Raw genomic sequence first — 20,467 nt, 5'->3', positions numbered from 1 at the left:
GCCGGGCCGGGCGCCGCCCGTCGACCGACCGGCCGGCGGTCGACGAACCGGTCCGGTCAGCTCACCGGTTCGGTGAGCCGGGGCCGGGCCTCGGGCGCGGCCGAGCGCACCGCGTCCGCCGCCTCGTCGTCGGGCTCGGCCTGCGAGGCCCGCTCCGCCTCGACCCGCGCCGTGTAGACGGCGATCTCGCGGTCCACCCGCGCCTCGTCCCAGCCGAGCACCCCGCCCATCAGCCGGGCCACCGCGGGCGCGCACGCCACGCCCCGGTGCGGGTACTCGATCGAGATCCGGGTCCGCCGGGTCAGCACGTCCTCCAGGTGCAGCGCGCCCTCGTGCGACGCCGCGTAGACCACCTCAACCTGGAGGTAGTCCGGCGCGGCGGGCACCGGCTTGAGCAGCTCCGGGTCGGCCGACCCCAGCACCTCGTGCACCAGCGACCCGTACCGGTCCAGCAGGTGCCGCACGCGGTAGGGGTGCAGCCCGTACCGGGCGGCCAGCTGGTCGGCCTGGTTGACCAGCGCGTGGTAGCCGTCCGCGCCCACCAGCGGCACCTTGTCGGTGATCGACGGCTGGATGCGCCCGGACAGGTCGACCGCCGCGGCGTCCACCGCGTCCGCGGCCATCACCCGGTAGGTCGTGTACTTGCCGCCGGCGATCGCCACCAGGCCCGGCGCCACCCGGGCCACCGCGTGCTCCCGCGACAGCTTCGACGTCGACTCGCTCTCGCCCGCCAGCAGCGGCCGCAGGCCCGCGTAGACGCCCTCGATGTCGTCGTGCGTCAACGGCGTGGCCAGCACCGAGTTGACGCGCTCCAGGACGTAGTCGATGTCCTTGCGGGTGGCCGCCGGGTGCGCCAGGTCCAGGTTCCAGTCGGTGTCGGTGGTGCCGACGATCCAGTGGTTGCGCCACGGGATCACGAACAGCACCGACTTCTCGGTGCGCAGGATCAGCCCGGACTCGGCCACGATCCGGTCCCGCGGCACCACGACGTGCACGCCCTTGGACGCCCGCACCCGGAACCGCCCCCGGCTGCCGGACAGCCGCTGCAGCTCGTCGGTCCACACCCCGGTGGCGTTGACCACCGCGTGCGCCCGGACGTCGACCTCGCGCCCGTCCTCCACGTCGCGCACCCGCACGCCCGACACCCGGTCCGCCTCCCGCAGGAAGCCGACCACCTGCGTGGAGGTCCGCACCACGGCCCCGTAGTGGGCCGCGGTCCGGCCGACCATCATGGTGTGCCGGGCGTCGTCGGCCTGCGCGTCGTAGTACCGGATGCCGCCGATCAGCGCCGACGGCTTGAGCGCGGGCACCATCCGCAGCGCGCCGGCCCGCGTCAGGTGCTTCTGGCCGGGCACCGACCGCGCGCCGCCCATCGTGTCGTACATCAGCAGGCCGGCCGCGGTGTACGGGCGCTCCCACAGCCGGTGCGCCAGCGGGTACAGGAACGACACCGGTTTGACCAGGTGCGGCGCGATGCGGGTGAGCATCAGCTCGCGCTCCCGCAGCGCCTCGCGGACCAGCCCGAACTCCAACTGCTCCAGGTAGCGCAGCCCGCCGTGGAACAGCTTCGAGGACCGCGACGAGGTGCCCGAGGCCAGGTCGCGCGCCTCGACCAGGGCGACCCGCAGCCCGCGCGTCGCCGCGTCCAGGGCGGCGCCGACGCCCACCACGCCGCCGCCGACGATCACCAGGTCGAACGTCTCGGAGCCCAGGCGCTCCCAGGACCGCGAGCGCTCGTCGGGTCCCAGCCGACCCGTAGCGGGCGAAACCACAACGCCTCCCCAACCGTCGACCGCGCGAGGAGCCCGACCACGACTACCCGTACTGACTCGACCAGGTTACCCGTCGGTACGCCACCCGTGGACAAGTGATCAGCGCGGAACTAGCGTCAGGCGGACGTCGTGTGGGGTGGGCAGCGCCGCCGGACCCGGACAGCGCTGTTCCCTCGCCAAGTCGAGGGGGTGGGCTGATGACCAGCGGTTCGATCTTCGTGTGGGAAACCCTCGGCACCGCGATCCTGATCCTGCTGGGCGCGGGTGTCGTCGCCAACGTCGTGCTGAAGGACACGCTCGGCAACTCGGGCGGGTGGCTCCTGATCAACTTCGGCTGGGGGTTCGCGGTCTTCGCGGGCGCCAGCATCGCCGCACCCAGCGGCGCGCACCTCAACCCGGCGGTGACCCTGGGCCTGGCGATCGCGGACAAGACGCCGTGGAGCCAGGTGCCGGCCTACTTCGCCGCCCAGCTCCTCGGCGCGTTCCTCGGCGCCGTGCTCGCCTGGCTGGCCTACAAGGCCCAGTTCGACGCGCACGACGACCCCGCGGGCACGCGCGGCATCTTCTGCACCGGCCCGACCGTCCCCCGGGCCGGCTGGAACGTCGTCACCGAGGTGATCGGCACGTTCGTGCTGGTCGCCTGGGTGCTGCTGAGCCCCGGCGCGAAGGAGGCCGCGGACGGCGTGCCGCAGCTCGGCAACGCGGCGCTCGGCTACGCGGGCGTGGCGTTCGTCGTCGTCGGCATCGGCAACTCGCTCGGCGGCCCCACCGGCTACGCCATCAACCCCGCCCGCGACCTCGGGCCGCGCATCGCGTACGCGGTCCTGCCCATCCGCGGCAAGGGCGCCGCCGAGTGGGGCTACGCCTGGGTGCCGGTGGTCGGCCCGCTCGTCGGCGGCGCGCTCGCCGCCCTCCTCTACCTGACCCTCCCGGTCTGAAAGGACTAGCCGGCATGACGCAGTACGTGGCCGCGATCGACCAGGGCACCACGTCCACCCGGTGCATGATCTTCGACCACTCGGGCGGGGTGGTCTCGGTCGACCAGAAGGAGCACGAGCAGATCTTCCCCAGGGCGGGGTGGGTCGAGCACGACGCCGACGAGATCTGGACCAACACCCGGCAGGTGGCGGCGGGCGCGCTGGCCAAGGCCGACCTGACCGCCAAGGACATCGCCGCCGTGGGCATCACCAACCAGCGCGAGACCGCGCTGGTCTGGGACCGCACCACCGGCCGTCCCGTGTACAACGCGATCGTCTGGCAGGACACCCGCACCGACCGGATCTGCCGGGAGCTGGGCGCGTCGGGCGGCCAGGAGCGGTACCGGGCCAGGACCGGGCTCCCGCTGGCCACCTACTTCTCCGGTCCCAAGGTCCGCTGGATCCTGGACAACGTCGAGGGCGCGCGGGAGAAGGCCGAGGCGGGCGACCTGCTGTTCGGCAACATGGACACCTGGGTGCTGTGGAACATGACCGGCGGCGTCGACGGCGGCGTGCACGTCACCGACCCCACCAACGCCTCCCGCACCCTGCTGATGGACCTCGACACGCTGTCGTGGGACGAGGGCATCGCCGCCGACCTGGGCATCCCGCTGTCGATGCTGCCGGAGATCCGCTCGTCGTCGGAGACCTACGGCCACGTCCGGGAGCGCGGCGCGCTGGCCGGCGTGCCCATCGCGGGCATCCTCGGCGACCAGCAGGCGGCCACGTTCGGGCAGGCGTGCCTGTCGCCGGGCGAGGCGAAGAACACCTACGGCACCGGCAACTTCGTGCTGCTCAACACCGGCACGGAGAAGGTGATGAGCGACAACGGCCTGCTCACCACGGTCTGCTACCAGATCGGCTCGCAGGCGCCCGTGTACGCGCTGGAGGGCTCGATCGCGGTCACCGGGTCGCTGGTGCAGTGGCTGCGCGACAACCTCGGCATGATCACCACGGCGGCGGAGATCGAGGAGCACGCGCGCACCGTCGAGGACAACGGCGGCGCGTACTTCGTGCCCGCGTTCTCCGGCCTGTTCGCGCCCTACTGGCGGTCGGACGCGCGCGGCGCGATCGTCGGCCTGACCCGGTACGTCAACCGGGGGCACCTGGCGCGGGCGGTGCTGGAGGCCACGGCGTTCCAGACCCGCGAGGTCATCGACGCCATGAACGCGGACTCGGGCGTCGCGCTGACCTCGCTGAAGGTCGACGGGGGCATGGTGGTCAACGAGCTGCTGATGCAGTTCCAGGCCGACATCCTGGGCGTCCCGGTGATCCGGCCGGTGGTCAACGAGACCACCGCGCTGGGCGCCGCCTACGCCGCCGGGCTGGCCGTCGGGTTCTGGGAGTCCGAGGACGACATCCGGCAGAACTGGGCGCGGGACAAGCAGTGGGAGCCCGCCATGGACGAGGAGGCGCGCGAGCGGCACTACCACCTGTGGAAGAAGGCCGTGACCAGGACTTTCGACTGGGTCGAGTAGGTCTTGCCCGGGGGGCGGCCTTCCCGCCGCCCCCCTTTGCCCGTCAGTCTCTGCCCGTCAGTCCAGGTCGTCGTGGCGCATGAGCTGGCGGCCGGCCTCGGTGATCGACCCGGTCAGCGACGGGTAGACCGAGAACGTGGTGGCCAGGTCCTCCACGGTGAGCTGGTTCTGCACGGCCATCGCGATGGACAGGATCAGCTCGCTGGCGTTCGGCGCGACCACCACGCCGCCGATGACCACGCCGGTCGCCGGGCGGCAGAACAGCTTGACGAAGCCGCGGCGCAGGCCCTCCATCTTGGCCCGCGGGTTGGTGGCCAGCGGCAGCATGATGGTGCGCGCGGGCACCTCGCCGGAGTCGATCGCCTGCTGGCTGATGCCGACGCTGGCGATCTCCGGGTTGGTGAACACGTTCGCGGCGACCGTCTTGAGCTTGATCGGGCTGACGCCCTCGCCCAGCGCGTGCCACATGGCGATGCGGCCCTGCATGGCGGCCACCGAGGCCAGCAGCAGCACGCCGGTGCAGTCGCCCGCCGCGTAGACGCCGGAGATGTTGGTGCGGGAGACCCGGTCGACCGGGATGTACCCGCCGCGGCCGACCTCGATGCCGACCTTCTCCAGGCCGAGGTCGGTGGTGTTGGGCACCGAGCCGACGGTCATCAGGGCGTGGCTCGCCTCGATCGTGCGACCGTCCTCCAGGTGAATCCGGACGCCGTCGCCGACGTTCTCCACCCGGTCCGCGCGGGCGTGCTTGACCACGGCGGTGCCGCGCTCGGCGAAGACGTCCTCCAGCACCGCGGCCGCGTCGGCGTCCTCGTGCGGGAGCACACGATCGCGTGAAGAGACCATGGTCACCTTCACGCCCAGCTCGGTGTAGGCGGAGGCGAACTCCACACCGGTGACACCCGAACCGATGACGGCCAGGTGCTCCGGCAGCTCGGGGAGGTCGTAGATCTGGCGCCAGGTGAGGATGCGCTTGCCGTCCGGCTCGGCGCCGGGCAGGACGCGCGGGGTCGCGCCGGTGGCGATGAGCACCACGTCGGCGGGCAGCACCTCGCGGGTGCCGTCCTCGACGAGCACGACCACCTCGTGCTGGGCCAGGCCCTTGGAGCCGTCGCAGAACTTGGCCGTGCCGTTGACGATGCGCACGCCCTCCCGCTGGAGGCGGGCCCGGACGTCGGCGGACTGGGCGAGCGCGAGGCCCTTCACCCGGCCGTGGACCGTGGGCAGCTCGACCGCGGCCTCGGTGTTGTCCATGCGAATGCCCAGCTCACCGGCGTTGCGGAAGGCGCTGCGCCCGCCCGCCGACGCGATGAACGTCTTCGACGGCACGCAGTCGTAGAGCACGCAGGCGCCGCCCAGCCCTTCGCGTTCGACGATGGTCACGTCGGCGCCGTGCTGGGCCGCTACGAGCGCCGCCTCGTAACCAGCCGGGCCACCGCCCATGATGACGATGCGGGTCACGCCACGTCCTCCTCCGGGGTTGTCTGCGCTGTTCGCAGCCCTGACAAAGGTACGCGGTCGGGTGCAGGGGCGTGTCGTCCGGTCTTCTCGTGCCTCCTGGTGATCGAGAGGTCGCTAGGCTGTCCTCCGTGCCGCTCTATGCCGCGTACGGATCCAACATGGACCCGAACCAGATGATGGAGCGAGCCCCGTACTCCCCGATGGCGGGGACCGGGTGGCTCGCCGGCTGGCGTCTGACGTTCGGTGGCGAGGACCTGGGCTGGGAGGGCGCGCTCGCCACCATCGTCGAGGACCCGGACTCGCAGGTGTTCTGCGTCCTCTACGACGTGAGCCCGCGTGACGAGTCCCGCCTGGACCGCTGGGAAGGGGCCCTGGGCCTCTACAAGAAGATCCGCCTGCGCGTCCAGACCCTGGAGGGCTCGGTCACCGCCTGGCTCTACGTCCTGGACGCCTACGAGGGCGGCCTGCCCTCCGCCCGCTACATCGGCGTGGTCGCCGACGCCGCCGAAGCAGCCGGCGCCCCCGACGACTACGTAGCCGACCTGCGAACCCGCCCCTGCCAAGGCATAGGCCCCTAACCCCCCACCCCACCCCCGCGCGTGTCCTCCACTCAAACCGCGCGTGTCATGCGTTCAGCACCCGCGTGTCATGCGTTCAGGTTCGGCGTGTCATGCATTCGCGACCGCCGAGCTCTACAGCCAGAACCTGCGAGACCTGGGCGTAGGTGCTGCGAGCGCGGCACTCAGGTGTCGGAACAGCCTGGTGGTGTCTCGCAGGTCAGGGGCCGCGCCCCGCAACACCGTCCAGCCACGTTGCCGCAGGTCGTCAGCTCGTGCCTGGTCGGCATCGGCCTTGCCGACGTGCGCGGCGTAGCCGTCGTACTCGAGCGCCACGCGCCGGTCCGGCCAGGCGAAGTCGAGCCGCCAGATCTCACGGCCGTCCAGGTCGCACACCGAGTACTGCGGCTCGGGCACGGGGAAGCCCGCTTCGGCGATCAACAGCAGCAAAGTGCTCTCCGCCGGTGACTCGGGCAGGCCAGTGGAGAGGTCCAGCAGGAGCAGACCCTGTCGACGTCCGCGTGGGTCACGACGGGCCGCGATCCGCGCGGCGAGATCCGCTTTGAACCGTGACCGTTGTCCGGAAGCGACCTGTGCGAGGGCTTGATCAGCACAGGCCAGTGCGGTGCTGCGACGGCCTCGACAGAGCATTTCGCTGATCGCGTGCTCGATCACGAGGCAACGCAGGCCGTCAAGCTCGATGACATCCGTCGGATCGAAGGTCTGCTGGTGGACGGCCACGCCGGGACGAGGGCGGATGGCGCGGTTGTAACCGATGGTCAGGTGCACCCGGGCGGTCTCCGCGGCGGTGCAACCGTGCAGCCAAGCGGACGTGTGGTTGGAGAGGGCCGCGTCCGGTCCCGCCATCAGCAGTGCGGCAGCGGCGCGGGTGTGCAGGTTGGTCATCCGTGCCCGTTGGATGACCACCGTGCGGCAGTAGCTGACCAGGTGGCCGTCTTGGATGGCACGTTGCAGACCTTTGGGGCCGAGGTGAGCGTGCAAGGCGGTTCGCGGATAGGCGCCGTGAAGGCCCTCAGGGATCTGGATCATGCAAAACCGAGGAGCGAGGCCGCGAATTTCGTACGCGGTTCACTCGAAGGTGTAACGGGCTGGCCTTCGAATGTCCAACTCCTCGGTGCTGAGTGCATGACACGCCGGGCCTGAGTGCATGACACGCGGGGGTTGAGTGCATGACACGCGGGGACTGCAGGCATGACACGCGCGGAGTGGGGGTGGGGTTAGGGGGTGGGGGGGTGGGTTAGGGATTCCAGGTGGTGGAGGAGGCGGCGGTGGTCGGTGGGGGAGATGGTGGACCAGGGGGGTTGGCCGGGGGTGGCTCGGCGGAGTTGGAGGTAGCGGCCGGCCGAGGTGTCGAAGAAGGCGACCACGTTGTCGGTGCGGACGCGCTTGCCCCACTTGTCGCGGTGGGCCGCGCCGAACTGGCCCCGGTGGTCGGCGTCGCGGAACATCTCGGCCAGGGCGGTGGCGTCCGCGGGGCGGACGCCTCGGGAGATCAGGGCGTTCGGCAGGTCGTCCGGGGTGGGGGAGGCGGCGGCCGCGGCGTCCAGGTCGGCGCTGGGGAGGGTGATCGAGTGGCCTGGGCCCGCGTTGAGAGGGGGGAGGGCGGTCAGGGCTTCGCGGGGGAGGCCCTCGCTGGAGGCGGGGCGCAGGGTCAGCTGGTCGTTGTCCAGGACGGCCAGGACGGCCGACTGGCCCTTGGCCGCGGCCAGGACGCGGACGCTGCGGCCCAGCCACAGGCGGCCGTCCACCTCGTGCTGCGGGCGGTTCAGCAGGTGGAGCAGGTCCTCCAGCATGGGGTCCAGGGACACCGGGCGGCCCAGGCCGCGGCGTTCCAGGTCCGACCACGCCCGGCGCTCCAGCTCGGCGCGCTCGCCGTGCGTCTTGCCCGGTGACGGCACCTTGAGCACCAGCGGCATGGTCTCCAGCCGCAGGTGCTCCCACAGCACGTCGAACTCCAGCGCCGAGATGGTCACCGGTTCGTGGTGCACGTCGTTGAGCCCCAGGTCCAGACCGAACGTCGTCATCAGAGGGTGGTGCTCTCCCCGATCACGGGCGGGGAGAACCCGCCGATGCCGTAGATGTCGTCCGTTTCCCGCAGGTAGTCGGCGGCGTCGTGCGTCCGGTCCTCTTCCTCCTCGCCGCCGCGCGCCGCGCCCAGCCCGCCGAACGGGTCGAACGCCTGCTGCGCGGGCGCCACACCCACGGTGCGCTTGTGCACGGTGTCGTTGTTGCCCGCCTGGCCGGTGCCGCCCGTCATCGGGCCCGCCGAGCCGCCCGGGCCCGCGACCGCCGCGTGCTGGGCGTTGGCCGCGAACGCGCCGAACTCCGCCGAGCTGACCGACGTCGTGCCGACGGGCAGGCGGTGCTCCGCGCCGCCCGCGCCGCCGTGCTGCTGCGCGCTCGACTGCTGCTCGGTGGTGTCGGGGGTGACCGCGCCCTGCTCGGAGGAGCCGGAGGACGACGACGACCTGCGCCGGTCCTGCGAACCGCCGAGCACGCCGCCGGGGCCGTAGGCGCCCGTGGTCGGGCCCGTCGTCGGGGCGTGGGCGGGCGCGGACGGGGACGCGGAGGAGGTGCGGGTGCCGCCGGCCGAGGACGTGCCGGTGGTGCCGGTGGTGCCGCCCGGCGCCGGGGTGGACCGGTACCCGGGCGTGGTGCCGCGGACGCCGCGACCGCCGCCGTAGCGGCCACGCCCGCCCCAGCGGCCGCGACCGCCGCGCGGACCGCCGAGGGCCCACCCGGGCCCCGACACGCCCGCCGCGTCGTTGCGCACCACGTCCGGCGCGCTGATCACCAGCTGCGGCGGCTGGTGGAACTGCCCCAGCGTGCTGGTGTTGGAGGTGGTGCTGGACGCGTAGGTCGCCATGACCTCGCGCGCCCGCTGCTCGGCGGCGTCGCGCGCCTGCTCCTGCTGCTCGTAGTCCGTCTGCCCGCCGACCAGCGCGGTCAGCAGGCCGACCACCACGTTCGGCTTCTCCGCGGTCACCGGCACCGGCGCGGGCATGTCCGCGCGCGCCTTGGCGATGTAGTCGGCCTGCAGCTCGGCGGAGACGCGCATCACGTCCGCGCCGCCGCGGGCCTCGTCCGCCCACGCGGCCAGCGGGTTGATGCCCATCCGCGCGCGCTCGGCGGCGTCACCCTCCCACTTGGCGCCGGAGCGCATCACGCCGGCGTGCAGCTCGGCGTTGATCTCGGTCAGCGCCGCGGAGACGCCGGCCCACCGCTCGACCGAGGCGTGCGACGCCCCCGGTCCGGGACCGGAGTGGATCCGCTCGTACAGCTCTTCGTGGCTGTAGCCGTTCCAGCGGTGTCCATCGGGCATGAAGATTCCCCTTGCCTGGGCCGGGTGGTCAGCGGCCGCCCTGCTGGCCCATCAACCCGGTGTTGTCGTCTTCGATGGACTGGTACTGCCGTTCGACCAGGGTCAGCGCGTCCATGGCCGACTTCAGCTGCCGCTGGTAGTTCTGCAGCGCGGCCAGCGCCGAGTCGCCCGACTCCAGGGAGCGCTCGTTGAACTGCTCGGCCGCTTCCTGGCTCACCGGGTCGCCCGCCCAGGGCCGCACCCTGATCTCGGTGATCGCGAGCTCGATCTGCTGGTCCAGCTTCGAGAGGGCGCCCGCGAACGCGCTGCGCAGGCCCGGGATCGCGCCGGGGTCCACGTTCAAGGTGTGCGACACGGGCGGTGGCGAGCCCGTGTCGGCGCCACGCCCGTGGTCTTCCGAAGGCATGGACGACCTCCCCGTCTTCCCGAATTCCGTCGCGCAGGGTCACTCTAGCCAGAGGGTCCGACAACGGGGAGTAGGTGGCGGCCACCATCCCCCGCGTGGGTCAGCGGTGCTGCAGCAAACCGGCGATGGCTTCTTCGGCCGCCCGCAGCGCCCCCAGGCATAGCGTGTCCTGCGTCGCTTTCGTTTCATTGCCGCCGTCGCGGAACATGACGTCCAGGAACTGACCCTCGGCCACGTCCACCTCCACGTTGCACACCTGCTCCATGCCCGGCGTGCGCACCGTCAAACCCGGGAACCCGGCGATGGTGGTCGGTTCGGCCTCCACCTGCGCGTTCTCGTCCAGCCACACGCCGACGCCCTCCGCTGTGACGAGGGCGAGGCGCACGACGTTCCCGCTGATGTTGCTGCGCATCGTGCACGCCTTCGCGTTGCCGAAGCTCGTCTCCAGGTACGCGCTGGGCGGGTTGTCCAGGTTCAGCCGCACCCGCTGCTGCGGCGACAGCACCGCGCACGGGTCCAGCCCGTCCAGCAGCACCTCCCGCGGCCTGCGCGGGAGGGACGGGGCGGTGGTCGCGGACGCGATGTCGGCCTCGTGCGGACCGCCGTCCGCGGTGTTCTCCGGTAAGGGCGTGCAGGCGGTTGCCAACGCGCACAAAGTGGCGATGATCACACCCACGGCCCTCATGAGCACCTACCGTAGCCGTGTCCACACGCCGAGTGGGTCCCGTGTGACGAAGCCGCACTTCGCGGCGACGCGTCGGGCCGCCTCGTCGGGGGGTCTCGCGGTGATCCCGGGCAGGTCGAGGAAGCCGAACCCGAACCGCAGCACCGCGCCCACGGCGTGGGTGGCGATGCCCCTGCCGCGCAGGTCGGGGGTGGTCCAGCAGGTCAGCTCGCCGGCCGCGGTGAGCGCGACCTCGCCGACCGCGGTGCCGGTGAGCTGGTCGCACACCGCCCACGAGCAGGCTTCGTCGGCGTGCCACTGCCGCGCGCGCTCGGCGATGTGCTCGCCCGCCGCGGCCACGTCCGGGCAGAGACCGCCGCCCGCCAGCGCCGCCCGGTCGTCGATGCGGTCGTCGGCGCGCAGTTGTCGCAGGTAGAACTCACCCGCGTTGATCTCCACGGCCTCCATGGCCGGGCAGACTAGTCCGTGACGAAGCCGTCGTAGCGGGCGGCCAGCCCTTCGACCAGCCCGCGGTGCAGCGACGCGGCCCGCCCGTCGGGCCCGGTGACCAGCTCGACGACCCAGTCGGCGTCCTCGGCGTCGTCCTCGCCGGCCAGCAGGTCCCGGTGCACCGCGCACGGTGCCCACCCGGCCTCGGCCAGCTCCCGCGCGGCCTCCTCGGCGTCGTCGCGGTCGTGCAGGACCAGCAGCAGCGCGCCGTCCGCCCCGGTGGTCCCGCCGCCGGTGCCCTCCGCCAGCAGGCCGCGGGAGGCCAGCGCCTCGTGCAGGGCGGGGAAGTCCGGCGTGTGCACCGCGTCGATGCCGACGCCCCGGGCCGCCTCGGCGTTCTCCGCGTGGTCGTCGCAGAACAGCGTGCCCGACGCCGAGTGCTGGAGCACCCGCAGCGCCCGCCGGAACGCCTCGGGCGACGGCTTGGCCACCCCCAGCCGCGCCGAGGTCACCACCGCGTCCACCTCGCGGTCCAGGCCCAGCTCGGCCAGGTCGCGCGGCAGCCGGTCGGTGGCGTTGGACAGCAGCGCCACCCGGCACCGCCCGCGGACCCGCCGCACCAGCTCCAGCGCCTCGGGCACCACCTCGCCGACGCGCGTCCACGCGGCCACCGCGCCGGCGGCCCGGTCGGCCGGGACGCCCTCGCGGACGAGCTGGTCCCGCACGGCCTCGCGCCACCGCTCGTCACCGACCTCGCCGACGATCGCGGGCCGGGACAGGGAGTGCGACACCCGCGCCAGCGACCCGGGCGGCAGCCCGAACTCCTCCTCGATCGGCGCGTCCGGCCCGAACCGCCGCAGCACGCCGTCGAGGTCGAGCAGCAGCAGCGACGGCGCGGTCACCGGTTGCCCCGGGCCAGCAGCAGCATCACCGCGGGCACGAGCACGAACACCAGCGGCGTCTTGACCAGGAAGAACAGCACCACGGACACCACGATGGCCACCGGCAGCGCCGCGCCGGTCAGCCACGGCTCGAACCGCAGCACCCCCCGCCCGGCCCCCGGCAGCGGCGCGACCTGCGCGAACCGCGGCCGCGGCGCGGGCAGGTCGGCGAACAGGGCGAGCAGGTCGCCGCGGGTGCGGGCGGTGGCGACGCGGGCGGAGCGCTCACCGAACTCGTCCACCGTCAGCCGCCCCTCGCCGAGGTGCGTGCCGAGGAGTTCGAGGGCCTGCTCGCGCTCCGCGTCGCCGATCCGGATCTCCCGCTCGCTCACATCGCCGAGCCTATTCCTTGATCTCGCACAGGACGGTGCCCTGGGTGACCGCCGCGCCCGGCTCGGCCGCCAGCGAGGTGATCACGCCGGACTTGTGCGCGGTGACCGGGTTCTCCATCTTCATGGCCTCCAGCACCAGGAGCAGGTCACCCGCCTCCACCTGCTGGCCGTCCTCCACCGCGACCTTGACGATGGTGCCCTGCATGGGCGCGGCCACCGCGTCGCCGGACACCGCACCGCCGGACTTGCCGCCACCGCGCTTGCGCGGCTTGGCCTTGGCCGCCGCCTTCGCGCCGCCACCGGCACCGCCGCCGCCGGTGCCAATCGCCAGGTCGCCGGGCAGCGTGACCTCCAGCCGCCGGCCGCCGACCTCGACCACGACGGTCTGCCGCGGCTCGTCCTCCTCGGCCTCCGCGCCGCCGGTGAACGGGGGGATGGTGTTGTCGAACTCGGTCTCGATCCACCGGGTGTGCACGGTGAAGCCCTCGTCGGTGCCGATGAACGCCGGGTCGCGCACGATCGCGCGGTGGAACGGCAGCACGGTGGCCATGCCCTCGACGACCATCTCGTCCAGGGCGCGGCGGGCGCGCTCCAGGGCCTGGGTGCGGTCCTCGCCGGTGACGATCAGCTTGGCCAGCAGCGAGTCGAACTGGCCGCCGATGACGGTGCCGCTCTCCACGCCCGCGTCGACGCGCACGCCGGGGCCGGAGGGCGCGGTGAACGTGGTGACGGTGCCGGGGGCGGGCAGGAAGTTGCGGCCCGCGTCCTCGCCGTTGATGCGGAACTCGATGGAGTGCCCGCGCGGGGTCGGGTCCTCGGTGAAGCGCAGCTCCTCGCCCGCGGCGATGCGGAACTGCTCGCGCACGAGGTCGAGGCCCGCGGTCTCCTCGCTGACCGGGTGCTCGACCTGGAGGCGGGTGTTGACCTCCAGGAACGAGATGGTGCCGTCCACCGCGACCAGGTACTCGACCGTGCCGGCGCCGTGGTAGCCGGCCTCCTTGCAGATGGCCTTCGCCGAGCTGTGGATGGTCGCCCGCTGCTCGTCGGTGAGGAACGGCGCGGGCGCCTCCTCGACCAGCTTCTGGTGGCGGCGCTGGAGCGAGCAGTCGCGCGTGCCCACGACGATCACGTTGCCGTGCTGGTCGGCCAGCACCTGCGCCTCGACGTGGCGCGGCTTGTCCAGGTAGCGCTCCACGAAGCACTCGCCGCGGCCGAACGCGGTCACGGCCTCGCGCACCGCGCTGTCGAACAGCTCGGGGATCTCCTCGATCGTGCGGGCCACCTTCAGGCCGCGGCCGCCGCCGCCGAACGCCGCCTTGATGGCCACGGGCAGGCCGTGCTCCTCGGCGAAGGCCACCACCTCGTCCGGGCCGGAGACCGGGTCCTTGGTGCCGGGCACCAGCGGCGCGCCCGCGCGCGTCGCGATGTGCCGCGCGGTCACCTTGTCGCCGAGGTCGCGGATGGCCTGCGGGGTCGGCCCGATCCAGGTCAGGCCGGCGTCCAGCACGGCCTGCGCGAAGTCGGCGTTCTCGGACAGGAAGCCGTAGCCGGGGTGCACGGAGTCGGCGCCGGCGCGCTTGGCGACGTCGAGCAGCTTGTCCACCGACAGGTAGCTCTCACCGGGCGTGCTGCCGCCGAGGGCGAACGCCTCGTCGGCGAGCCGCACGAACGGGGCGTCCCGGTCCGGGTCCGCGTACACGGCGACGCTGGCCAGACCGGCGTCCCGGCAGGCGCGGATGACCCGGACGGCGATCTCACCGCGGTTGGCGACGAGGACCTTGCGCAGCGACACGACGTCCTACCTCCTGCAAGCTGGAACTTGGAGCGGCAATGGAGGGGGAGTTTAGTGACCCCGCACTACCCGGTGGCGGAGAGACAGCTCACGCTTCGGTGAAACAATGGGCAACCGTGCCCCGCCCGCCCGCCGCCGTGCTCGTGGTCGCCTGCCTCGCCGCGGTGACCGCGGTCGCCGGGCTGGCCTTCGCCTGGTCGGTGCGGCCGGACGACCCCGCCGTGACCGGGGCGGAGCCGCCCCGGGACGAGCTGCGGTGCGGTGCCGCGCCGTGCCGCCCGGTGGTGTCGCGGGCCGTCGGGTCGGACGCGGTGGAACTGCTCGTGGGTTCGGGGGTGGGGCGCATCCGGACTTCGGGGACTTCGGGGCCGAACGTGTTCGAGCTGACCATCGCCGCTTCGGGGGCCGTGATCACCGAGCGGTCGCTGCAGTGCGCGGACGCCGAGGTGGCGGTGTGCCTGGTGCGGGGCGACGCGGGGGCCGAGGCGCGCGGCGAGGTGCTGGTGCGCAGGTCGGGGGCGTGGTCGCGGGCCCAGGTGCCGTACGTGGCCGGCGGGGGTTACCTGGCGCTGCACGACGTGGACCGGGACGCGGTGGCCGACGTGGTGGCGGTGCAGCGGGAGTGCCCGCCCGGGGTCGACTGCCCGCGGCGGTTCGCGCAGGTGTTCTCGCTCGCGGGCGGGGGCGGGGAGCTGGGGTGCACGGCGGTGGTCGACGCGCAGGAGCTGCTGCCGGGCTGGCCGACCGTGGTGCCCGATGTCGCCGATCTCACTGCGTGCGGCACCTGATGTGTGCACTCAAGGGCAACGATCCGTGCCCTGAAAGCCACGAGCGCGTTGCACTTGGGTGCAACGCGCTCGTGGCCCTTCGGCGGGATCAGGCGGGGACGGGCTCGCGCGGGCCGGACAGCAGCGGGGGCTCGCTGGGGCTGTTGAGAACCTCGTCGTCGATCAGGCCCTCGCCGCGGGCCACCAGCACCGGCACGGTGATCTGGCCGGTGACGTTGGTGGCGGTGCGGACCATGTCCAGGATCGGGTCGATCGCGTAGACGACCGCGACACCGGTGGCGATGACCTCCGGCGGCATGTTCACCGCGCCCAGGGTCAGCGTCAGCATGGTGAACCAGCCCGTGGTGCCCGCGGTCGCCAGGGCGCCGAACACGGCCACCGCGACGATCGCCACGTACTGCCAGATGCCCAGCTCCACGCCGAACAGGTTCGCGATGAACACCGTCGCGATGGCCGGGTACACCGCGGCGCAGCCGTCCATCTTGGTGGTGGTGCCCAGCGGCACGGCGAAGGACGCGTAGTCGGGGTCCACGCCGAGGTTGGCGGCGGTCTGGCGGCTCAGCGGCAGCGTGGCGCCCGACGAGCGGGACACGAAGGCGAACTGGATCGCCGTCCACGCCTTGGCGAAGAACGTGACCGGGCTGACCCGGCCGACGAACCGCAGCAGCAGCGGGTAGACCACGAACAGCACCAGCAGCGACCCGCCGTACACGGCCGCGATCAGCGAGAACAGCGGGCGGACGAACGAGTTGCCGTAGGTCGCGAACGCCGTGCCGATCAGGCCGAACACGCCGATCGGGGCGAGCAGCACGATCCAGCCGACGATCTTCTGGATCAGGTCGAACACCGACCGGGTCAGGGTGACGAACGGCGTCGCCCGCTCGCCCAGCGCGTAGGCGGCGAAGCCGACCAGCACCGAGATGAACACGACCTGGAGCACCTCGCCCTCGGTGAAGGCGGTGAACAGGTTGCTCGGGATCAGCGTCTCCAGCAGCGTGCTCCACGAACCGGGGTCGCGCGCGGACAGCCGCTCCACGGCCGACTGCGACGGCTCCACCCGCACGCCCGAGCCGGGCTGGAAGACCAGGGCGATGGCCAGGCCGATGAGCACCGCGATCAACGAGGTGATCGCGAACCACAGCAGCGTCTTGCCGCCGAGCCGCGCGGCGCGGTTGGTGCCCAGGCGGCGCAGGCTCGTGATGCCCACGACGATCGCGGTGAACACCAGGGGGATGACGGTGAACTGCAGGAGGCTGGTGAAGACGTCGCCGATGTGGCCCAGGGTGGTGGTCAGCCACTCCTGCTCGGCGGTCTTGGCGACGTAGCCGGCCAGCGCGCCCAGGACGAGCGCGGCCAGCACGGTGACGCCGAACACCTTCGGTTTGGTGTAGGTGCGGATGAACGACACGACTGCTCCGGTGTGTGCGCAGGGGTGAACGGCGGGGAGGTCAGTGGTGACAGCCCGTGTTCGTCCGGCGCCCGAAGTCGATGTGACGGCGACGCGTCAGCAATTCGTTCATCGGCTCCCCCAACGCGAACCAGGTGGGGCGAGCTTCCCGGATCAGGCGAAATGTGACAACCGCTACCAGATGTCGGACACCGAGACGCCCAGGCGGCGCAGCAGGGCGCGGGTCAGCGGCAGGCTGATGCCGATCACGCTGGACGGGTCGCCGTCGATGCCGTCGACGAACCAGCCGCCCAGCCCGTCGAGGGTGAAGGCGCCCGCCACGTGCAGCGGCTCGCCGGTGGCGAGGTAGGACTCCAGCTCGTCGTCGGTGGGGCGGCCGAACCGGACGGTGGTGGCCTCGTGGTCGACGGCCCGGTCGACGACGGTGCCGTCGTGGACCAGCAGGACGGCGTGGCCGGTGAGGAGGGTGCCGGTGGTGCCGGCCATCCGCTTCCAGCGCTCGCGGGCCACGTCGACGGTGCCGGGCTTGCCGTGCACCTCGCCGTCGGAGGTCAGGAGCATCGAGTCGCAGCCGACGATCACCTCGGTGTCGGCGGCCCCGGCGGCGATGGCTTCCGCCTTGGCCAGGGCGAGGGCGGTGACCAGCTGCTCGGGGGTGGGGTCGACCAGCGAGGCGGCCACGGCGTCCTCGTCGACCCCGGACACCCGGACGACGGGCTCGACGCCCGCGGCGCGGAGGACGGCTAGGCGGGCGGGGGACTGCGAGGCCAGGACGAAGCGCACGGGGGCAGCCTAGGGCGGGGGTGGCGGGGGCGCGTGTGCAGGTGCGCCGCGCGCCGGCCCCGGTTGCGTAGAACTACCGATGCGCGCCCCCGCGCCCCTTCGGCAACCTCGAAGGCGTGCGGCGTGCTCTGGTAGTCGGCCGGACCGAGCGGAAACGCGGCCGGCACCGGTGGTTGGCGGTCCTGCCGGCCGCCCTCGTCCTGGGGGTGGCGGTGAGGGTCGTGGCGAGCGACCCGGTCGGGTACGGCGTCCCGTTCTGGCCCTTCGCCACGCCCAGCGACCGCGCGGAGGACCGGGTCATGGTCGAGCTGACCACCACCGCCCGCGCCCTGCGCAGCCTCGACGCCGTCCCCCGGGCGATCACCCGGGGGGACGACGTCGAAGTGCTCCAGTCGCGGGAAGACGCGGGTCGGCTCTGGCTGCGGGTGCGGCTGCGCGTCCCCGACGGCGTCCGGTGCCGGGAGGTCGGCGTCACCGACGCCCGGGTCACCAGCCGCCGGGTGGACTGCTAGCCGGGCAGGCCCGACGCGCGCCAGGCGCCGGGACCGCGGTCCAGCGGCCTGCGCACCAGGCGCGAGCGGTCCGCCCACGCCGACCGGCGGGGCTGCTCCCGCCCCTCGGCCCGGGCCGCCGACAGGGCCGCCACGACGGCGGTGACGGCGGCCAGTTCCTCGTCGTCCGGGTTGCCGCGCACCACCCGGAGGTGCGGTGCCGCGCTCACAGCGGGATGTTCCCGTGCTTCTTGGGCGGCAGGACCTCGCGCTTGTCGCGCAGGACCGCCAGCGCCCGGGCCACGTGCGCCCGCGTGTACGACGGCGGGATCACCGCGTCGACGTAGCCGCGCTCGGCCGCCACGTACGGGTTGCACAGCGTGTCCTCGTACTCCCGCTGCAACCGGGCCCGCAGGGCGTCGACGTCCTCGCCGTTGTTCACCGCGTTCGCCAGGGTCTTGCGGTGCACGATGTTGGCCGCGCCCTGCGCGCCCATGACCGCGATCTGCGCGGTCGGCCACGCCAGGTTGACGTCGGCGCCCAGGTGCTTGGACCCCATCACGTCGTACGCGCCGCCGTACGCCTTGCGGGTGATCACGGTGACCAGCGGCACCGTCGCCTCCGCGTAGGCGTAGATCAGCTTGGCGCCGCGGCGGATGATGCCGTTCCACTCCTGGTCGGTGCCGGGCAGGAAGCCGGGCACGTCGACGAAGGTCAGCACCGGGATGTTGAACGCGTCGCAGGTCCGCACGAACCGCGCGGCCTTCTCCGAGGCGTCGATGTCCAGGCAGCCCGCGAACTGGGTCGGCTGGTTGGCGACCACGCCGACCGAGTGGCCGTCGACCCGGCCGAAGCCGATCAGGATGTTCGGCGCGAACAGCGGCTGGACCTCCAGGAACTCGCCGTCGTCCAGCACGCGGGTGATGACCTCGTGCATGTCGTAGGGCTGGTTCGCCGAGTCCGGGATGAGGGTGTCCAGCTCGCGGTCGGACTCGGTGACGGAGTCCTCGACCGAGCCGTGCAGCACGTCGTCGGGCGCGTCGAACACGGGCGCCTCGGACATGTTGTTGGCGGGCAGGAAGGACAGCAGCTCCTTGACGTAGGAGATGGCGTCCTCCTCGTCACCTGCGAGGTAGTGCGCGTTGCCGGACTTGGTGTTGTGGGTGCGGCCGCCGCCCAGCTCCTCGAAGCCCACGTCCTCGCCGGTGACGGTCTTGATCACGTCCGGGCCGGTGATGAACATGTGCGAGGTCTGGTCGACCATCACCACGAAGTCGGTCAGCGCGGGGGAGTACACGTGCCCGCCCGCGTTCGCGCCCATGATCAGCGAGATCTGCGGCACGACGCCGGACGCGGCGACGTTGCGGCGGAAGATCTCGCCGTAGAGGCCGAGCGAGACCACGCCCTCCTGGATGCGGGCGCCGCCGCCCTCGTTGATGCCGATGATCGGCCGGCCGGTCTTGATCGCCAGGTCCATGACCTTGACGATCTTCTCGCCGTACACCTCGCCGAGCGAGCCGCCGAACACGGTGACGTCCTGGCTGAACACGCACACCGGGCGGCCGTCGACGGTGCCGTAGCCGGTCACCACGCCGTCGCCGTACGGGCGGTTGCGGTCCTGGCCGAAGTTGGTGGAGCGGTGCCGCGCCAGCTCGTCGAGCTCGACGAACGAGCCCGGGTCCAGCAGCAGCTCGATGCGCTCGCGGGCGGTCTTCTTGCCCTTGGCGTGCTGCTTCTCCACCATGCGCGCCGAACCGGCGTGCACGGCCTCCTCGTTGCGGCGGTACAGGTCGGCCAGCTTCCCGGCCGTGGTGTGGAGATCCGGCTCCGGGCCGATCGGGGCGGTCGCACTGCTCATGACCGCGCAGCTTAGCCAGGCGCACCAGGGTCCGTCCGGGCTAGTAGCCCAGCTCACCATCGGGCGTGTTGACCTCCAGCGCGCTGGAGGTTGCAGGCTTGGCGGGGCTGCCCGTCCCGCCGTCCACACCCGCTCCGACACAGCGGGCGGGACGGGCCGCTCCTACCCTGCTCAACCGTGGACGCCGCAACACTCCGCGACCGGCTCGTCGGCCCCTACGCCGCGGTCGACGTCGTCGCCAGCACCGGATCGACCAACGCCGACCTGCGGGCCGCCGCGGGCCGGGGCGCGCCCGACCGCACCGCGCTGATCGCGCTGGAGCAGACCGCGGGCCAGGGCAGGCGCGGCCGGGGCTGGGTCTCGCCCACCGGCGGCCTGTACCTGAGCGTGCTGTTCCGACCGGACGGCGTGCCCCCCGGTCGGATTCCCTGGCTCACCCTCCTGGCGGGCGTCGCCCTGGTGCGCACGGCGGCGGACGTGGGGGTGCGGGCCGCCCTCAAATGGCCCAACGACCTGCTCGTCGGCCCGGCGAAGGCGGCCGGGGTGCTCGCCGAGATCACTTCGGGGTCCGCGGTCGTGCTCGGCATCGGGCTGAACGTCACCCGGCTGCCCGACGACGTGGCACCCGGCGCGGGCGGCCTGGCGCCGACCAGCCTGGAGAACCACTCGCCGGGGCCGCTGGACCGCGCCGACCTGGCCGTCACCCTGCTCACCCGCCTGCACGACCTGGAGCTGCGCTGGCGCGGGCTGGGCGGCGACGACCCGGCGCTGCGCGAGGAGTACCGGCGGAACTGCGCCACGCTCGGCCGCCCGGTGCGGGTCGAGCTGGCCCGCGGCGGGCCCCTGCTCGGCACCGCCCACGACCTCGCGCCGGACGGCACGCTGGTGGTGCGCGACGAGGCGGGCGCCGACCACCCGATTTCCGCCGGGGACGTGGTGCACCTGCGGGTACGGTGAAGGCCGGCA

21 protein-coding genes are annotated in these 20,467 nt (G+C 72.8%); 6 read left to right on the top strand and 15 right to left on the bottom strand.

The genetic code is table 11. From position 1 onward, the window contains the following. Window positions 1-56: 56 nt before the first annotated feature. Complete coding sequence (locus tag EKG83_RS42870; protein WP_033429060.1) at window positions 57-1,772, bottom strand: glycerol-3-phosphate dehydrogenase/oxidase; 1,716 nt, start codon at window positions 1,770-1,772, stop codon at window positions 57-59. 197 nt (window positions 1,773-1,969) lie between these two features. Here EKG83_RS42870 and EKG83_RS42865 point away from each other — a divergent pair, with 197 nt between their 5' ends. Next, entirely contained in the window at window positions 1,970-2,710 is a 741-nt protein-coding gene (locus tag EKG83_RS42865; protein ID WP_033429061.1) for an MIP/aquaporin family protein, read from the top strand. A 14-nt stretch (window positions 2,711-2,724) separates the two neighbouring features. Beyond that, window positions 2,725-4,227: a glycerol kinase GlpK gene (gene glpK / locus EKG83_RS42860; protein ID WP_033429062.1), complete on the top strand. Its 1,503-nt coding sequence runs from the start codon at window positions 2,725-2,727 to the stop codon at window positions 4,225-4,227. Between the two features lie 57 nt (window positions 4,228-4,284). On the opposite strand, the gene EKG83_RS42855 is transcribed toward glpK, so the two are convergent. After that, the gene (locus tag EKG83_RS42855) at window positions 4,285-5,688 is read right to left on the bottom strand and encodes an NAD(P)H-quinone dehydrogenase (RefSeq protein ID WP_033429063.1); all 1,404 of its coding nucleotides are present in this window, start codon (window positions 5,686-5,688) and stop codon (window positions 4,285-4,287) included. 128 nt (window positions 5,689-5,816) lie between these two features. Here EKG83_RS42855 and EKG83_RS42850 point away from each other — a divergent pair, with 128 nt between their 5' ends. After that, window positions 5,817-6,266 (top strand): gamma-glutamylcyclotransferase family protein, encoded by a 450-nt coding sequence (locus EKG83_RS42850; RefSeq protein WP_033429064.1) that lies wholly within the window; start codon window positions 5,817-5,819, stop codon window positions 6,264-6,266. Window positions 6,267-6,380: 114 nt separating this feature from the next. On the opposite strand, the gene EKG83_RS42845 is transcribed toward EKG83_RS42850, so the two are convergent. From EKG83_RS42845 to EKG83_RS42805, 9 genes are all read right to left on the bottom strand, one after another. Beyond that, a complete protein-coding gene (locus EKG83_RS42845) occupies window positions 6,381-7,295 on the bottom strand; it encodes a DUF559 domain-containing protein (protein WP_033429065.1) in 915 nt (304 codons plus the stop codon). 188 nt (window positions 7,296-7,483) lie between these two features. Further along, window positions 7,484-8,290: an ESX secretion-associated protein EspG gene (locus EKG83_RS42840; protein WP_051764916.1), complete on the bottom strand. Its 807-nt coding sequence runs from the start codon at window positions 8,288-8,290 to the stop codon at window positions 7,484-7,486. Beyond that, window positions 8,290-9,588, bottom strand: a complete 1,299-nt coding sequence (locus EKG83_RS42835) for a PPE domain-containing protein (RefSeq protein WP_033429066.1) — start codon at window positions 9,586-9,588, stop codon at window positions 8,290-8,292. The genes EKG83_RS42840 and EKG83_RS42835 overlap by 1 nt, the downstream gene beginning before the upstream one ends. Window positions 9,589-9,616: 28 nt before the next feature. Next, window positions 9,617-9,994, bottom strand: coding sequence for a hypothetical protein (locus EKG83_RS42830; RefSeq protein WP_033429067.1), 378 nt, complete (start codon window positions 9,992-9,994; stop codon window positions 9,617-9,619). A gap of 100 nt (window positions 9,995-10,094) precedes the next feature. Continuing rightward, window positions 10,095-10,679, bottom strand: coding sequence for a DUF3558 domain-containing protein (locus tag EKG83_RS42825; protein WP_033429184.1), 585 nt, complete (start codon window positions 10,677-10,679; stop codon window positions 10,095-10,097). Window positions 10,680-10,685: 6 nt separating this feature from the next. Beyond that, complete coding sequence (locus EKG83_RS42820) at window positions 10,686-11,126, bottom strand: GNAT family N-acetyltransferase (RefSeq protein WP_051764917.1); 441 nt, start codon at window positions 11,124-11,126, stop codon at window positions 10,686-10,688. 11 nt (window positions 11,127-11,137) lie between these two features. Beyond that, window positions 11,138-12,010: an HAD family hydrolase gene (locus EKG83_RS42815; protein ID WP_170191784.1), complete on the bottom strand. Its 873-nt coding sequence runs from the start codon at window positions 12,008-12,010 to the stop codon at window positions 11,138-11,140. Beyond that, window positions 12,007-12,381, bottom strand: coding sequence for a DUF1707 SHOCT-like domain-containing protein (locus EKG83_RS42810; RefSeq protein WP_051764920.1), 375 nt, complete (start codon window positions 12,379-12,381; stop codon window positions 12,007-12,009). Before EKG83_RS42810 ends, EKG83_RS42815 begins: the two co-directional genes overlap by 4 nt. Before the next feature lie 10 nt (window positions 12,382-12,391). Then, complete coding sequence (locus tag EKG83_RS42805) at window positions 12,392-14,173, bottom strand: acetyl/propionyl/methylcrotonyl-CoA carboxylase subunit alpha (protein ID WP_033429068.1); 1,782 nt, start codon at window positions 14,171-14,173, stop codon at window positions 12,392-12,394. A 116-nt stretch (window positions 14,174-14,289) separates the two neighbouring features. Here EKG83_RS42805 and EKG83_RS42800 point away from each other — a divergent pair, with 116 nt between their 5' ends. Next, the gene (locus EKG83_RS42800; RefSeq protein ID WP_051764922.1) at window positions 14,290-14,961 is read left to right on the top strand and encodes a hypothetical protein; all 672 of its coding nucleotides are present in this window, start codon (window positions 14,290-14,292) and stop codon (window positions 14,959-14,961) included. Window positions 14,962-15,049: 88 nt separating this feature from the next. Here the strand turns inward: EKG83_RS42800 and EKG83_RS42795 are convergent, their stop codons facing one another. Further along, window positions 15,050-16,369 (bottom strand): dicarboxylate/amino acid:cation symporter, encoded by a 1,320-nt coding sequence (locus EKG83_RS42795; RefSeq protein ID WP_033429069.1) that lies wholly within the window; start codon window positions 16,367-16,369, stop codon window positions 15,050-15,052. A 174-nt stretch (window positions 16,370-16,543) separates the two neighbouring features. Continuing rightward, a complete protein-coding gene (locus tag EKG83_RS42790) occupies window positions 16,544-17,152 on the bottom strand; it encodes a Maf family protein (RefSeq protein ID WP_033429070.1) in 609 nt (202 codons plus the stop codon). 116 nt (window positions 17,153-17,268) lie between these two features. Here EKG83_RS42790 and EKG83_RS42785 point away from each other — a divergent pair, with 116 nt between their 5' ends. Further along, a complete protein-coding gene (locus tag EKG83_RS42785) occupies window positions 17,269-17,664 on the top strand; it encodes a hypothetical protein (protein ID WP_153278781.1) in 396 nt (131 codons plus the stop codon). Here the strand turns inward: EKG83_RS42785 and EKG83_RS42780 are convergent. Together EKG83_RS42780 and EKG83_RS42775 are read right to left on the bottom strand one after the other, a co-directional pair. Then, complete coding sequence (locus EKG83_RS42780) at window positions 17,661-17,873, bottom strand: acyl-CoA carboxylase subunit epsilon (protein WP_033429072.1); 213 nt, start codon at window positions 17,871-17,873, stop codon at window positions 17,661-17,663. The genes EKG83_RS42785 and EKG83_RS42780 overlap by 4 nt on opposite strands. Continuing rightward, window positions 17,870-19,501, bottom strand: a complete 1,632-nt coding sequence (locus tag EKG83_RS42775) for an acyl-CoA carboxylase subunit beta (RefSeq protein ID WP_033429073.1) — start codon at window positions 19,499-19,501, stop codon at window positions 17,870-17,872. Before EKG83_RS42775 ends, EKG83_RS42780 begins: the two co-directional genes overlap by 4 nt. Window positions 19,502-19,678: 177 nt before the next feature. On the opposite strand from EKG83_RS42775, the gene EKG83_RS42770 reads away from it, so the two are divergent. Then, window positions 19,679-20,458 (top strand): biotin--[acetyl-CoA-carboxylase] ligase, encoded by a 780-nt coding sequence (locus EKG83_RS42770; RefSeq protein WP_033429074.1) that lies wholly within the window; start codon window positions 19,679-19,681, stop codon window positions 20,456-20,458. Window positions 20,459-20,467 lie beyond the last annotated feature (9 nt).

Source organism: Saccharothrix syringae (assembly GCF_009498035.1).
In the GTDB taxonomy this organism is placed as follows: Bacteria; Actinomycetota; Actinomycetes; order Mycobacteriales; family Pseudonocardiaceae; genus Actinosynnema; species Actinosynnema syringae.
The sequence above is the reverse complement of the archived record's forward strand: the minus strand, read 5'-3'. Positions and strand labels throughout refer to the sequence as shown.

What these genes read in the sequence shown, in the direction of transcription:
- EKG83_RS42835 (WP_033429066.1), bottom strand. Translation starts at nt 9,588, where the DNA reads ATGCCCGATGGACACCGCTGGAACGGCTACAGCCACGAAGAGCTGTAC.
- EKG83_RS42820 (WP_051764917.1), bottom strand. Translation starts at nt 11,126, where the DNA reads ATGGAGGCCGTGGAGATCAACGCGGGTGAGTTCTACCTGCGACAACTG.
- EKG83_RS42830 (WP_033429067.1), bottom strand. Translation starts at nt 9,994, where the DNA reads ATGCCTTCGGAAGACCACGGGCGTGGCGCCGACACGGGCTCGCCACCG.
- EKG83_RS42865 (WP_033429061.1), top strand. Translation starts at nt 1,970, where the DNA reads ATGACCAGCGGTTCGATCTTCGTGTGGGAAACCCTCGGCACCGCGATC.
- EKG83_RS42840 (WP_051764916.1), bottom strand. Translation starts at nt 8,290, where the DNA reads ATGACGACGTTCGGTCTGGACCTGGGGCTCAACGACGTGCACCACGAA.
- EKG83_RS42775 (WP_033429073.1), bottom strand. Translation starts at nt 19,501, where the DNA reads ATGAGCAGTGCGACCGCCCCGATCGGCCCGGAGCCGGATCTCCACACC.
- EKG83_RS42825 (WP_033429184.1), bottom strand. Translation starts at nt 10,679, where the DNA reads ATGAGGGCCGTGGGTGTGATCATCGCCACTTTGTGCGCGTTGGCAACC.
- EKG83_RS42845 (WP_033429065.1), bottom strand. Translation starts at nt 7,295, where the DNA reads ATGATCCAGATCCCTGAGGGCCTTCACGGCGCCTATCCGCGAACCGCC.
- glpK (WP_033429062.1), top strand. Translation starts at nt 2,725, where the DNA reads ATGACGCAGTACGTGGCCGCGATCGACCAGGGCACCACGTCCACCCGG.